Origin of the sequence: Citrifermentans bemidjiense Bem, from assembly GCF_000020725.1 — a bacterium.
In the GTDB taxonomy this organism is placed as follows: Bacteria; Desulfobacterota; Desulfuromonadia; order Geobacterales; family Geobacteraceae; genus Geomonas; species Geomonas bemidjiensis.
The window spans coordinates 467,754-480,326 of record NC_011146.1; the positions used below are offsets into that span (position 1 = coordinate 467,754).

13 protein-coding genes are annotated in these 12,573 nt (G+C 61.1%); 6 read left to right on the forward strand and 7 right to left on the reverse strand.

Annotated elements, in window-relative coordinates; translation table 11 throughout:
* Position 1 precedes the first annotated feature (1 nt).
* From GBEM_RS01925 to GBEM_RS01940, 4 genes are all read right to left on the reverse strand, one after another.
* Positions 2 to 295 carry a hypothetical protein gene (locus GBEM_RS01925; protein WP_012528828.1) on the reverse strand — a complete coding sequence of 98 codons (294 nt, stop codon included), beginning with the start codon at positions 293 to 295 and terminating at the stop codon, positions 2 to 4.
* 93 nt (positions 296 to 388) lie between these two features.
* On the reverse strand, positions 389 to 1,159 hold the full coding sequence (locus tag GBEM_RS01930; protein WP_012528829.1) for an acyl-CoA dehydratase activase: 771 nt from the start codon (positions 1,157 to 1,159) through the stop codon (positions 389 to 391).
* Between the two features lie 161 nt (positions 1,160 to 1,320).
* Complete coding sequence (locus GBEM_RS01935) at positions 1,321 to 2,304, reverse strand: 2-hydroxyacyl-CoA dehydratase family protein (protein WP_012528830.1); 984 nt, start codon at positions 2,302 to 2,304, stop codon at positions 1,321 to 1,323.
* 3 nt (positions 2,305 to 2,307) lie between these two features.
* Positions 2,308 to 2,646, reverse strand: a complete 339-nt coding sequence (locus tag GBEM_RS01940) for a hypothetical protein (protein ID WP_012528831.1) — start codon at positions 2,644 to 2,646, stop codon at positions 2,308 to 2,310.
* A gap of 141 nt (positions 2,647 to 2,787) precedes the next feature.
* Between GBEM_RS01940 and gcvT the strand changes: the two genes are divergently transcribed.
* From gcvT to lipA, 6 genes are all read left to right on the forward strand, one after another.
* Positions 2,788 to 3,879: a glycine cleavage system aminomethyltransferase GcvT gene (gene gcvT / locus GBEM_RS01945; protein ID WP_012528832.1), complete on the forward strand. Its 1,092-nt coding sequence runs from the start codon at positions 2,788 to 2,790 to the stop codon at positions 3,877 to 3,879.
* A 122-nt stretch (positions 3,880 to 4,001) separates the two neighbouring features.
* Positions 4,002 to 4,373, forward strand: a complete 372-nt coding sequence (gene gcvH / locus GBEM_RS01950; protein WP_012528833.1) for a glycine cleavage system protein GcvH — start codon at positions 4,002 to 4,004, stop codon at positions 4,371 to 4,373.
* 2 nt (positions 4,374 to 4,375) lie between these two features.
* Positions 4,376 to 5,713, forward strand: a complete 1,338-nt coding sequence (gene gcvPA / locus GBEM_RS01955) for an aminomethyl-transferring glycine dehydrogenase subunit GcvPA (protein ID WP_012528834.1) — start codon at positions 4,376 to 4,378, stop codon at positions 5,711 to 5,713.
* Positions 5,704 to 7,143 (forward strand): aminomethyl-transferring glycine dehydrogenase subunit GcvPB, encoded by a 1,440-nt coding sequence (gene gcvPB, locus GBEM_RS01960; protein ID WP_012528835.1) that lies wholly within the window; start codon positions 5,704 to 5,706, stop codon positions 7,141 to 7,143. The genes gcvPA and gcvPB overlap by 10 nt, the downstream gene beginning before the upstream one ends.
* A gap of 194 nt (positions 7,144 to 7,337) precedes the next feature.
* The gene (locus GBEM_RS01965; protein ID WP_012528836.1) at positions 7,338 to 8,138 is read left to right on the forward strand and encodes a lipoate--protein ligase family protein; all 801 of its coding nucleotides are present in this window, start codon (positions 7,338 to 7,340) and stop codon (positions 8,136 to 8,138) included.
* An 80-nt stretch (positions 8,139 to 8,218) separates the two neighbouring features.
* A complete protein-coding gene (gene lipA, locus GBEM_RS01970) occupies positions 8,219 to 9,094 on the forward strand; it encodes a lipoyl synthase (protein ID WP_012528837.1) in 876 nt (291 codons plus the stop codon).
* 344 nt (positions 9,095 to 9,438) lie between these two features.
* Here the strand turns inward: lipA and GBEM_RS01975 are convergent, their stop codons facing one another.
* From GBEM_RS01975 to GBEM_RS01985, 3 genes are all read right to left on the reverse strand, one after another.
* Positions 9,439 to 10,497, reverse strand: coding sequence for an NAD(P)-dependent alcohol dehydrogenase (locus tag GBEM_RS01975; RefSeq protein ID WP_012528838.1), 1,059 nt, complete (start codon positions 10,495 to 10,497; stop codon positions 9,439 to 9,441).
* Positions 10,498 to 10,531: 34 nt separating this feature from the next.
* Positions 10,532 to 11,539 (reverse strand): aldo/keto reductase, encoded by a 1,008-nt coding sequence (locus GBEM_RS01980; RefSeq protein ID WP_012528839.1) that lies wholly within the window; start codon positions 11,537 to 11,539, stop codon positions 10,532 to 10,534.
* A 508-nt stretch (positions 11,540 to 12,047) separates the two neighbouring features.
* On the reverse strand, positions 12,048 to 12,572 hold the full coding sequence (locus tag GBEM_RS01985) for a TlpA disulfide reductase family protein (protein ID WP_012528840.1): 525 nt from the start codon (positions 12,570 to 12,572) through the stop codon (positions 12,048 to 12,050).
* Position 12,573 lies beyond the last annotated feature (1 nt).

Sequence of the window (12,573 nt, forward strand, 5' to 3'; positions counted from 1 at the left end):
ACTAAACCCCGGCGAGCCTCAGCTTGTGGCAGAACAGGCAGCGCGAAGGGCCGTCCTTCGGCTTGACAGGGTGCTTGGCCGGGAAAGGAACGCCGCCGGGCTCGTAATGGCAGGCCGGGCAACCTTTGTCCGCCTCGATCTTGCTTCCGGTTTTCTTGAATATTTCGTAGGAAGCCTTGTGGTTGTTGTCCAGGGGGACCCGCTTGGTGGTTTCCTCGCCGGAGATTAGGTAGAACGTGCCGAAGACGGCCGCGATGATGATGATGAAGAACCAGTCCTTCTTGCCGATGCGCATGTAAGCCCTCCGAAGATAACAATTGCGGCGAGGGTAAACGTGCCGCGCGGAAAATTCAAGAGAAAACTAAAACCATTAGCCACCTTCCCCGCTTCAGGAGGCGCAGCCTATGGCGCCGTTATGCTGGGGGTGTTCCGGGATCACCACCTGCATCCCGCACTGCTGCCGCAACAGGGTCACCATGGCCCGGTTCAGGGCCACCCCTCCGGTAATCACCAGTGTGTCGGAGGGAAAGCGCTTCAGCATGGGCATCACCCGCTTGACCAGGGTGAGGTTGACCCCCGCGCAAAGCCGCTCGGGCGCGTACCCCCGCAGGATCTGGCCGATCAGCTCGCTCTCGCCGAAGATGCCGCAGGTGGCGTCCAGCGCCACCGGGTCTGCCGAGTGCGAGGAGAGCTCTTCCAGCGAAACCTCAAGCACGGCTGCCATGTTCTCCAGGTAGCGCCCGCTGGAGGCGGCGCACTTGTCGTTCATCACGAAGTCGGTCAGCCTGCCTCCCACCACCTGGGCCACCTTGGTGTCCTGCCCCCCCATGTCGAGCAGGGTGAAGTTGGCTAATCCCGTCTGGGTGCGCGCGCCGGCGACGTGGGCCTTGATCTCCGAGATGACCCGGGCGCCGTGGAGGTTGATGCTGTTCCTGCCGTAGCCGGTGACTGTGATCTCCGCTTCGGCGAGTTCCTCCGCCGTGAAGATGCCGCTCCCCAAAAGGTCGAGCGACAGCTCGTCGTTCACCATGCTGCCGTACTTCTTGTAAAAGGAGATGGTGTCCAGGTCCGCGAGCCTGACGATATTCGCTCCGCGCATCAGTGCGAACTTCGCCTTTCTACTCCCCAGATCTATACCTATTTTCAATTTGTCTGGCACCTGAATGCTCTGCTCCTGTCACTGTGGCGATTGCTTACTAGTTTATTGTTTTTTCTCATTTACTACACTTGCGAAATCAAGGTCGCATTGTATATTTTGTCACGGGTCAGTAAATGGGCTCTGTATCGGAACAGGATTGCAACACGATGAGGCTCCTCCTCTCAGTCACGATCCTCAAGCAGTTCCAGAAATCCTTCCACCCTGATCTTTGTTCTGGCATCTATGGCGCCCGGTTTGTCACCCTCGAGCGTCATGATTGGAAGCTTGATGCTTTTTCTGAGAACCATGTCCTCTATCTGCCGGAAGCAGAAAGACTGAACATAATGGATGACGCCGTCGATGCGGCGCTTCTCTATCTCCCGCGAGATGTCAGCGAGCCGATGGAAGATGTCATAGGGATAGCTGTAGGCTCGGTACTGTTCCACCAGGTCCTCGATCCCGAAAGGCATGGAGAACTGCCGCTGGGTCTCGTTGAAGACTACCCTGGCGCCTACCTCCTCCAGAAAGCCGTAAAGTCCGGATATGATCGGCGGCACCCCCAGGAAAGCGAGCCTTAAGCGCTCGTGGCGCGGCGCACGGACGGCCGCGGCGGCGATGAAGGCGTCGACCTCGGCCTCGAACGCGTCCGGGTCGCCGTTCATGTCCGAGGTGCAGACCTGGAAGTAATGGTTCTCCTCCCCGGTCACCTTGTCTTCCTGCCAGGAGAGGCGGTCAATTTCGTGGACTTTGGCGCGGATCCGGTCCAGGCGCTTTTTCGCCTCGCCCACATGGTCCCAGTCGACGCCGAACTGTCCCATCAGCTTTTCGATCTCTTTTTTGAGCGGCACAGCCTCGCGCCCGGCAGGATAGGCGAAGGGGTAGACGTGCACCCCGTTCAGGGAGAGCACCTCCATGAGCGCCTTGGTGTAGCTGCAGTCCCCCTCGGTGACGGCGATCAGTTCGGTGACGCCGCTTTGCACCACGGCGCCGTAGATCCCCTTGATCCAGGCGCAGACATTCCTCGGGAAACCGGTGAGTTCTGCATCTTCGATGAGCGACGCGTTGTCATGGTGGGTGATGAAGACGTTGTTCAGGTCGATGGGAACCACGCCCGCCGCGATCAGCACCTCGAGCGGGATGGTGGTGGTAAAGCCTACTCTGCGCAAAACTTACTCCGTCTTGATGAAATTGAGGTAGATGAGCACCGCCCCTATGGCGAGGCCGCCGAATGCGAAGGGAAGTGTGGAGGAAACCGAAAGGGTGTCCCCCTCGGTCGGCAGGGTGTAGCGCAGCAAAAGCAGCAGTGAGACAGCGGCGAAAAGCATTGAGAGCACGAACTTGGAACGGACCACGATGGCATAAAAGGCGATGACCAGGAACGCGCCGATGATCCACGGGTTGCTCATCGCGCTTTTCACGGTGAGGGTTTTTATCAAATGTACGAGGTTGGCGGTCTCGAAGGGTGCCAGCGTCTCGACGGTCTTTTGAACGACAGCTTCTTTATCCATCTCGGATCTCCTAATAAACGCTAGATTATAAGCAAATGGGCTGATTTGGCAAGAAGTTAAAGCGGGTTGCCTCCCGGCCTAATCCTTACGTGATAACGGAGCGAACCGCCGGCCCGCTGCCGGTAGAAAGGAGAAGCAGCTATGGAAGATCTCAAGGCGACACCGCTGCAAGCCCACCACGAGGGGCTCAAGGCGCTGATGGCTCCCTTCGGGGGATGGCTGATGCCGATCCAGTACGAGGGGATCATCGCCGAACACAGGTGGTGCCGCGAAAAAGCGGCGCTTTTCGACATCTGCCACATGGGAGAGTTCCGGTTCCGGGGGGACATCCAGGCCGGCGGCTTGGAAGACGTCTTCACCTTCTCGGTCAAGGGGATCCCGATCGGGCGCTCGCGCTACGGGTTCCTGCTGAACCCGTCGGGGGGGGTGATCGACGACCTGATCGTCTTTAGGCTGGCTGAGGACGAGGTGATGATCGTAGTAAACGCGGCGACCGCGCCCAACGATTTCAAGGTCATCGCCTCGCGTCTGAAAGAGCCGGCGCAACTGGTCGACATCTCCGTGCAGACCGGGAAGCTGGACCTCCAGGGGCCGCTCTCCCGCGAGGTGCTGGTGGAACATCTGGGGAGCGAACTCGGCGCGCTTCCCTTCTTCAAGTTCACCAGGACCCGCGTCCTCGGGGAGGACGCCATCGTGAGCCGGACCGGATACACCGGCGAACTCGGCTACGAGATCTTCCTCCCCAGCGGCAAGACTGCGGAACTGTGGGAGCTCCTGCTCAAGGACCCGAGGGTTGCCCCAGCCGGATTGGGCGCCCGCGACCTGTTGCGGCTGGAGATGGGGTACTCGTTGTACGGAAACGACATCGACGAAAAGATCTCTCCGATTGCAGCGGGACTCACCGCATTCGTTAACCTGGACAAGGATTTCGTCGGCAAGGATGCGCTCCTTAAGGAGCGGGAAACGGGGCCGGAAAACGTGAAGGTCGCCTTCCGCGTCGACTCCCGCCGCTCTCCGCGCCACTTTTACGAGATCCTGCATCAGGGAGCGCAGGTGGGGATGGTGACCAGCGGCGCCTTCTCCCCCATGCTTTCCTGCGGCATCGGGATGGGGTACGTGAAGCCGGAGGCAGCGGCCTTGGGGACCAGGCTCACCATCAAGCACGAGCGGGTAGAGATGGAGGCCCAGGTGGTCGAGCTTCCCTTCTACACCGGAGGTTCGCTGAGGGCATAGGCTCCCCCCCCCCACCCGGCCTCCCCCCTCTTGCCATTCCCAGATCAGGCGCGGACCGGCCTGGGCTGCCAATTAACTCTTTATGCGAACGATACGAACCACACAAAACGGAGGATCACCAGATGGCAAAGTTCTTCACCAAGGAGCACGAGTGGGTAGAGATGGACGGGGCGCAGGCGATCGTCGGCATCAGCGAGCACGCGGCGCACGAACTGGGGGACATCACCTTCGTGGAACTCCCGAAGATCGGCAAGAGCGTGAAGCAGTTCGACACCCTGGCGGGGATCGAATCGGTCAAGGCCGCAAGCGACATCTACGCGCCGGTTTCCGGCAAGGTGGCCCAGGTGAACGACAAGCTGGAGGACGCCCCTGAGCTGGTGAACCAGGGCGCCGAGAGCGAAGGGTGGATCTGCAGGCTGGAAGGTGTTGACGCCTCCGAGCTTGGTGCGCTCCTGGATGCAGCGGCGTACGCCAAGTACCTGGAAGGACTGTAGGGATGGGATACTGTCCCAACACACCGGACGAGATCCGGGAGATGCTCGCCGTGATCGGCGCGGGTAGCATCGAGGAGCTCTTCGCTCCCATCCCGGCGGAACTGCGCGCCAAGTCTTTCGACCTCCCCCCCGGCATGTCCGAGTTCGAGCTGATGCGGATCATGAGGGAGAAGGCCGCGGCCGGGGGGGCGGAGATCGTCCCCTTCATCGGCGGCGGCATCTACGACCACATCATACCGGCGGCGGTGGACCACCTCTCCTCGCGCGCCGAATTCTACACCGCCTACACCCCTTACCAGCCGGAGTGCTCGCAAGGGACGCTGCAGGCGCTCTTCGAATACCAGAGCGTGATCTGCCGGCTGACCGGGATGGAGGCATCCAACGCCTCGCTCTATGACGGCGGAACCGCGGTGGCCGAGGCGGCCCTCATGTCGCTCCGCATCACCGAGCGCAACCGAGTGGTCCTGGACGCCTCGATCAATCCGCTGCACCGCGAGATCGTGACTGGATACCTGCACGGGCTTTCCGCGGAAGCGGTCGAGGTGGCTCCCGACGGCTGCGGCTCGGACCTAAAAAGGCTCATCGATTCAATCGACGAGGAGACGGCCGCGGTGATCGTGCAGAACCCGAACTTCTTCGGGAGCGTGCAGGACTTCTCCGAACTCGCCGTTAAGGCCCACGAGAAAGGGGCACTCCTAATCATCTCCGGCTACCCCATCGCCCTGGGCCTCGTAGCGAGCCCGGGCGAGATGGGAGCCGACATCGCGGTCGGCGACGGCCAGAGCCTCGGCAACCCGCTCTCCTTCGGCGGCCCCTATTTCGGGTTCATCGCCACGCGCAAGCGCTTCATCCGCAACCTCCCCGGCAGGATCGTGGGCGAGACCATCGACAACCAGGGGCGCCGCGGCTACGTGCTGACCCTCCAGGCGCGCGAGCAGCACATAAAAAGGCACAAGGCGACCTCCAACATCTGCAGCAACCAGAGCCTGTGCGCCCTGCGCGGATTAATCTTCTGCGCCTCGCTCGGTCGAAAGGGTTTCGAAGAGCTGGCAGTTTTGAACTACGACAAGGCGCAGTACGCGAAGTCCCGCCTTACCGGCGTCAAGGGAGTGAGCGTGATGAACGCCGGGACCACCTTCAACGAGTTCACCCTATCGCTTCCCAAAGACGCGGCGCCAGTGGTGGAGAAACTCCTAGCCTGCGGAGTAGCCGCTGGCGTGCCGCTGGTACAGTACTATCCGGGCATGGATAACGCGCTGACGGTAACGGTAACGGAGAAACGGAGCAAGGCGGAGATCGACCGACTGGCAGCTCTCTTGGAGGAGGCGCTATGCAGCTGATATTCGAAAAATCGGTGCCGGGACGCAACGGGGTGCGGGTTCCCCTCTCCGACGTCCCGAAGGCGTCCCCCTTCCCCGATGCGCTTCGGCGCAAGGAGCCGGTCCTCCTGCCGGAGGTGAGCGAACTGGACCTGGTGCGGCATTACACCAACCTTTCCCGGAGGAACTTCTCCGTGGACACCAACTTCTATCCCCTGGGCTCCTGCACCATGAAGTACAACACCAAGGTGACCGAGAACGCGGGGGGGCTCTTCGCCGGATGCCACCCGTTCCTGCCGCTGCTTCCCGGCGGCGAGCGGTTGGTGCAGGGACCGCTCTCGCTCGTCCACGGCCTGGAGCAGCAATTGGCCGAGATCACCGGCATGGACGAGGTGACCACCCAGCCCCTGGCGGGTGCGCACGGCGAGATGACCGGAATCATGGTGATAGCCGCCTACCACAAGGCGCGCGGAGACAAAAAGCGCAAGTACGTCATCGTTCCCGACTCCTCGCATGGGACCAACCCGGCCAGCGCCGCTATGGCGGGGTACGAGATCGTCACCATACCGACCGCTCCCTACGGCGACATGGACCTGGAGCAGTTCAAGAATGCGATGAACGACGAGGTTGCTGCGGTGATGATGACCTGCCCCAACACCCTGGGGCTCTTCAACCCGCACATAGCCGAGATCTGCGCCATAGCCCATCAGGCGGGCGCGCTCACCTATTACGACGGGGCCAACCTGAACGCGATCCTGGGGAAGGTGCGCCCGGGCGACGTCGGCTTCGACGTCATCCACGTCAACCTGCACAAGACCTTCAGCACTCCGCACGGCGGGGGAGGGCCGGGGAGCGGCCCGGTCGGGGTGAAGAAGGGGCTGATCCCCTACCTCCCCACCCCCCGCGTGCAGCGTAAAGGGGACGGGAGCTTCGCCGTCGAGGCGCATCCCGAGGGAATCGGGAGGGTTTCCGACTTCTTCGGCAACTTCGCCATCATGGCGCGCGCCTACGCCTACATCACGCTTTTGGGGCGCGAGGGGCTGATCGAGGTGAGCGAACACGCGGTCTTGAACGCCAACTACATCATGGCTCGGCTCAAAGGAGAGTACGAGCTTCCCTTCGACCAGACCTGCATGCACGAGTGCGTCTTTTCGGCGAGCCGGCAACTGCAGGACGGGGTACACGCCATCGACATCGCCAAGTACCTGATCGACCGCGGCTTCCATCCCCCGACTGTCTATTTCCCCTTGAACGTCAAGGAGGCGATCATGATCGAGCCGACCGAGACGGAGAGTAAGCAGACCATGGACCTCTTCATCGACGTGATGCTGGAGGCGGCGAGGATAGCCAGGGAGGACCCGGAGGCCCTGCATCGGGCGCCGGTCACGACCCCGGTCGGGCGGTTGGACGAGACCCGGGCGGCAAGGGCGCAGCAGGTCTGCTGCGAATAAAGCAGAGGCAGAACAGGAAGCATCGGCCACGGAGAAAATCTGAGGGATCACGTCAGATTCCCTTTGATTTCTCCGTGGCTGTTTTGTTAGATAGGTCTGGCAGTTTTCCAACAAGATTTGCTTTTCTCAGAAGTTTGGTTTTCTCAGAAGTTCTCAGATTTTCTCCGTGCTAATGGTTTTGAGGTTTAGGATTTATGTTTACCTGGCGTTTGATCGACACCGGCCCTCTCGAAGGCCCCGCCAATATGGCCCTGGACGAGGCGCTGCTCAACTGCTTCGACAAGGACCGCTCGCAGCCGCTGCTTCGGCTCTACGGCTGGGATCCCCCTGCGCTCTCCGTGGGGCGATTCCAGGATGCCGCGGCCGCGTTGAAGCTCGATCTCTGCCGGGAGGAAGAGGTCCCGGTGGTGCGCCGCATGACCGGCGGCGGGATCATCTATCACGCCCAGGAGCTGACCTACAGCATCGTTTGCGCCCCCGGACACATTGGCGGCGCGGCGGGAGTGAAGGACGGCTTCCGCAGGTTGTGCGCCTTTTTGATGGGGACCTACCAGAAACTCGGGCTCGAAGCCAGCTTCGCCGCGGACCTGAATCCGGACGGGGAACGCCTGGGCGCGCGCACCACCTTCTGCTTCGCCGGCAAGGAAGAGTTCGACATCGTGGTGCGTGGCCGCAAGATCGGCGGCAACGCCCAGCGCCGGGTGAACGGCGCCATCCTGCAGCACGGTTCCATTCCGCTGGTGAGCCGGGTGCAACACGGGCTCCGCTACCTGAAAGAACCCGCCCCTGGAGCTGCAGGTGCGGTGAGCCTCGCCGAGCTCGGCATTGCCGTCGAGGCCTCCCAGTTGAAGCGGACGCTGGTGGAATCGTTCCAGGAGCGCCTGGGGGTGTCCCTCAGACCGCACCCCCCAACCGAGGCGGAACTTGGCGCCGCGGCGTTGCTGGAAACCCGGAAGTATAGAAACGCCAACTGGAACCTCGAGGGGCGGACTTAGTAGAACTGCAAAAAAGGGGGACAGGCTACTTTTTGAAATGAAAAAGTAGCCTGTCCCCCTTTTCCAAAGTTGAGGTGCACATGGATCCGATCAGAAAACCTGCTTGGCTGCAAAAGAAGATCATCCCCGCGGCCCATGCGGAGATGGAGGGGCTTTTAAAGGAGCTGCGCCTGAACACGGTGTGCCAGCAGGCGCGCTGCCCCAACATCACCGAATGCTTCGGAAAGCGCCAGGCGACCTTCCTCATCCTCGGGCGCATCTGCACGCGTCTCTGCTCATTTTGTTCCGTCTCCAAGGAGACCCCGCTTCCCTTGGAACCGGGGGAAGCGGCTTCGGTCGCTGAAGCGGTCAAGCGGCTGGGGCTCTCCCACGTGGTTATTACCAGCCCCACCCGCGACGATCTTCCCGACGGCGGCGCCTCCGTCTATGCCGAAACCGTGGCGCGGATCCGGAGCGTTTCCCCTGCGACGAAGGTCGAGCTGCTGATCCCCGACTTCCGTGGTGATTGGGCCGCCCTGGCCGCCGTGGTCGAGAGCGCGCCCGACATCCTGGGGCATAACCTGGAGACGGTGCCGCGGCTTTACTCCATCCGCAGCGGCGCGGACTACAGAAGGTCTCTGGATTTGCTGGCACAGGCGCGCCGGATGGCCCCCGGCCTCAACACCAAGTCCGGCCTCATGCTGGGCCTCGGGGAAGAGGAAGCGGAACTGTTCGCCGTTATGGAAGACCTGCTGAAGGCGGGATGCGGGTACCTGAGCCTGGGGCAATATCTTGCGCCCAGCCGGATGCATCACCCGGTGCAGCGGTACGTCGAGCCCGAACTGTTCGAACGTTACAAGGAGAGGGCGCTGACGATGGGATTCGAGCACGTCGAGAGCGCCCCCTACGTTAGAAGCAGCTACCACGCGGAGAATTATCTGGAGTCCAAGTTCCCGCCCCCGGAGGGGGAGGGTTAGGGAGGGGGCAGCTGGACCAAGGGGGACAGGCACCTTGCGGAGCCAGTCCCCCTCCGCCGTTGCAAAGGTTCGTCGAGGAACACCGCAGAGGGGTTGTGTTGCCTCAAAAGACCAGGCGAGGCTATTGCGTTCCCCCCTTTGCGAAGGGTCATCGGAAAATACCGGGGAAAGCCGCTCTTGGTCCCCCCTCCCCTTGCGGGAGGGGGGGACTTTCTCCCCGGAATTCCCGGATGAACCTTTGCGAAGGAGACTGGGGGGATTTGCCTTCTCTTCCCTGATCGCCATACAGAAAAAGCCGCTGGACTCAAAATCCAGCGGCTTTTTCGCATCTTTTGCCAACTTTGTTATTCTGCCTTGAGCGACGCCATGTCGATGGAGAAGCGGTACTTCACATCGGACTTGAGCAGCCGCTCGTAGGCCTCGTTTACCCTCTGGATGGGGATCACCTCCACGTCGCTGGTGATGTTGTGCGCGCCGCAGAAGTCGAGCATCTCCTGGGTCTCTTTGATGCCGCCGATGATGGAGCCGGAGAGGCTGCGGCGACCGAACAAAAGAGCGAAGGCGGAGACGGCGAGAGGCGTCTCCGGCGCACCCACGAGGGTTAGGTTGCCGTCGTGGGTGAGCATGCCCAGGTAGGCGTTGATGTCATGGTCGGCGGCTATGGTGTCGAGGATGAAATGGAAGCTCCCTGCATGTTTTTTCATTTCTTCGGCGCTCGTGGAGATGATCACCTCGTCTGCCCCCAGGCGCAACGCATCTTCTTTCTTCCCGGGGGAGGTGGTGAAGACGACTACATGGGCTCCGAAGGCGTGGGCGAACTTCACCCCCATGTGACCCAGGCCGCCCAGGCCGACGATGCCGACCTTTTTGCCTTTGATGTCCCCCCAGCGGTGTATCGGGGAGTATGTCGTGATCCCAGCGCAGAGCAAGGGCGCGACACCGGCGAGCTCCAAATTGCCGGGGACGTGCAGTACGAAGTGCTCGTCCACCACGATGCTCTCGGAGTAGCCGCCGTAGGTAACACCCCCAAGGTGTCTGTCGGGCGAGTTGTAGGTCAATACCTGGTTCGGGCATAACTGTTCCAGATTCTCGTGGCAATGGGGGCAGCTTTGGTCCGAATCGACCAGGCAGCCGACCCCGGCCAGGTCGCCCGGCTTGAAATTGGTGACCGCGGACCCGACCTTGGTGACGCGTCCCACTATTTCGTGGCCGGGGACGATGGGGTACACCGTGGGCATGACGCTGCTCCACTCGTTACGCACGGAGTGCAGGTCGGAGTGGCAGATGCCGCAAAAAAGGATCTCGATCTGCACGTCGCGCTCGGTTGGTTCGCGGCGGGATATGGTGGTGGAAGCCAGCGGCGAAGTGGCGCTGGCAGCGGAGTAGGCTTTGGCGTTGGGCATTTGATATTCCTCCTTTAGTGTTGTTTCCTGCGTGTTAACGGCCGGTCAATTCTTCCAGCCTTTCCGGGTAACGGGCACCCTCCACCTGGATCTTGGAGGCGGCGCTGCCGATTTCGGCGAGGTCGCCGGGGCTCAGTTCCAGTTTCACTGCGCCGATGTTCTCCTCCAGGCGCTCCAGTTTCGTCGTTCCCGGGATGGGGACGATCCACGGCTTCTGCGCCAGGAGCCAGGCTAAGGCAATCTGCGCCGGAGTCGCCTGCTTGCGCGCCGCGATCTGCCCGATGAGGTCGACCAGGGCCTGGTTTGCCTGCCTCGCCTCAGGCGTGAAGCGGGGTAGGGTGGTGCGGAAGTCGGTGCTGTCGAAGGTGGTGGACGCATCGATCTTTCCGGTAAGGAACCCCTTGCCGAGCGGGCTGTAGGGGACGAACCCGATCCCCAGCTCTTCGAGGGTCGGCAGCACCTCCTCCTCAGGGCGCCTCCACCAAAGCGAATACTCGCTCTGCAAGGCGGCGACCGGCTGAACGGCGTGAGCGCGGCGTATGGTCTGGACCCCGGCTTCGGAGAGGCCGAAATGCTTCACCTTTCCTTCCTGGATCAGCTCCTTCACCGCTCCCGCCACCTCTTCGATCGGCACATCAGGGTCGACGCGGTGCTGGTAGAAGAGGTCTATGGCATCGATTCTGAGGCGCTTGAGCGACGCTTCGGCGACCTCCTTGATGTGTTGCGGCCGGCTGTTCAAGGCCGGTGCCCCCTTCATCCCCCTTGGGTCCTTATCGGGATTGATATCGAAGCCGAACTTGGTGGCGATCACCACCTTGTCGCGCAGGGGCGAGAGCGCCTCGCCGACCAGCTCCTCGTTGATGTACGGCCCGTACACCTCCGCCGTGTCGAAGAAGGTTATCCCCCGCTCCACCGCCGCATGGAGCAGCGCGATCATCTCCTGCTTGTCCTTGGGCGGCCCGTAAGAAAAACTCATTCCCATGCATCCCAGGCCAAGAGCTGAAACCTCCAGGCCGCTTTTCCCCAGTATTCGCTTTTGCATTCTATTCTCCTTTTGGGTTCGCTGAATGTCGAATCGTCCACACCTTGAGATCGTTCTGCCTGCATCTGCAAAATTTGCATCCGCCAATTGTACAGTACGAAAACATAATCACGAGTCTCAGAGTTTATGGGCAACCACCAATGACTTAGTGCCGGATGTGTAGACCGTAGATATGACACAGATGGTACAGCCGAAGGAGCAAAGAGAGGTAGAACGATCCTGCGTCATTCTTGCCTGATGCTACAAGGCTCTGGGAAATGCTATGCGTGGGAGTCAGGGGAAAAGTCCTCCCTCCCCCGGTGGAGGGGGGTAGGGGGTGGGGGTGAGCAGGAAAGCGCTTGATTATAGATAATGCAAGTACCTAACCGGACAATACTGGGGGACGGGGGGGATTTGCTCTGCGAGGAAAGAAAGCAAAGCCTTAAACGCGAAGAAGCGGCACCCCCGCCGATGGCCGTGTGGCTATCATGGCGGGAATGCCGCTTCCGTTTGAGTCTGGAAAGGTGTGTTACTCGGCGAGAAGCCTCTTGATGGTATCTTCCATCGCTTTCGCCGTCTGGTCGGAAAAGCCTTGGAACTTCTCGGCTACGACCCCTCTCTTGTTGATTACGTACACCGTCGGAATGGAGCGGAGCCCGTAGTCGGTCTGCATTTCCTCCCCTGCGATCGCCACCGGGTAGCTGATCCTCTTTTCACCGATGAAGGATCTTACCTCGCGGTCGCTCCCCTCATCCACACTGACGCCCAGGACCTGCAACCCCTGCTTGCCGTACTTCTGCCTCAGCGCGTTCATGTGGGGGATCGACTCTTTACAGGGAATGCACCAAGTGGCGAAGAAATCCATCACCAGCACGTATCCCTTGTAGTTGTTGAGCGTGATCGGTTGCCCGGAGGTTGTCACCAGCTTGATGGGAGGCGCCGCCTCCCCTTTTTGCAGGATGGCGGCTGCCGGCTGCGTGGATAGCAGCAGGCCGGCAAGCGCTAAGGGGATAATTTTTGCTGCAAACTTCTTAGACGGGATCTGCCTTTTCATT

Coding starts and splice junctions, on each gene's coding strand:
- GBEM_RS01925 (WP_012528828.1), bottom strand. CDS start 295: ATGCGCATCGGCAAGAAGGACTGGTTCTTCATCATCATCATCGCGGCC.
- GBEM_RS01975 (WP_012528838.1), bottom strand. CDS start 10,497: ATGCCCAACGCCAAAGCCTACTCCGCTGCCAGCGCCACTTCGCCGCTG.
- GBEM_RS01980 (WP_012528839.1), bottom strand. CDS start 11,539: ATGCAAAAGCGAATACTGGGGAAAAGCGGCCTGGAGGTTTCAGCTCTT.
- GBEM_RS01965 (WP_012528836.1), top strand. CDS start 7,338: ATGTTTACCTGGCGTTTGATCGACACCGGCCCTCTCGAAGGCCCCGCC.
- gcvPA (WP_012528834.1), top strand. CDS start 4,376: ATGGGATACTGTCCCAACACACCGGACGAGATCCGGGAGATGCTCGCC.
- gcvH (WP_012528833.1), top strand. CDS start 4,002: ATGGCAAAGTTCTTCACCAAGGAGCACGAGTGGGTAGAGATGGACGGG.
- gcvPB (WP_012528835.1), top strand. CDS start 5,704: ATGCAGCTGATATTCGAAAAATCGGTGCCGGGACGCAACGGGGTGCGG.
- lipA (WP_012528837.1), top strand. CDS start 8,219: ATGGATCCGATCAGAAAACCTGCTTGGCTGCAAAAGAAGATCATCCCC.
- GBEM_RS01940 (WP_012528831.1), bottom strand. CDS start 2,646: ATGGATAAAGAAGCTGTCGTTCAAAAGACCGTCGAGACGCTGGCACCC.
- gcvT (WP_012528832.1), top strand. CDS start 2,788: ATGGAAGATCTCAAGGCGACACCGCTGCAAGCCCACCACGAGGGGCTC.
- GBEM_RS01985 (WP_012528840.1), bottom strand. CDS start 12,572: ATGAAAAGGCAGATCCCGTCTAAGAAGTTTGCAGCAAAAATTATCCCC.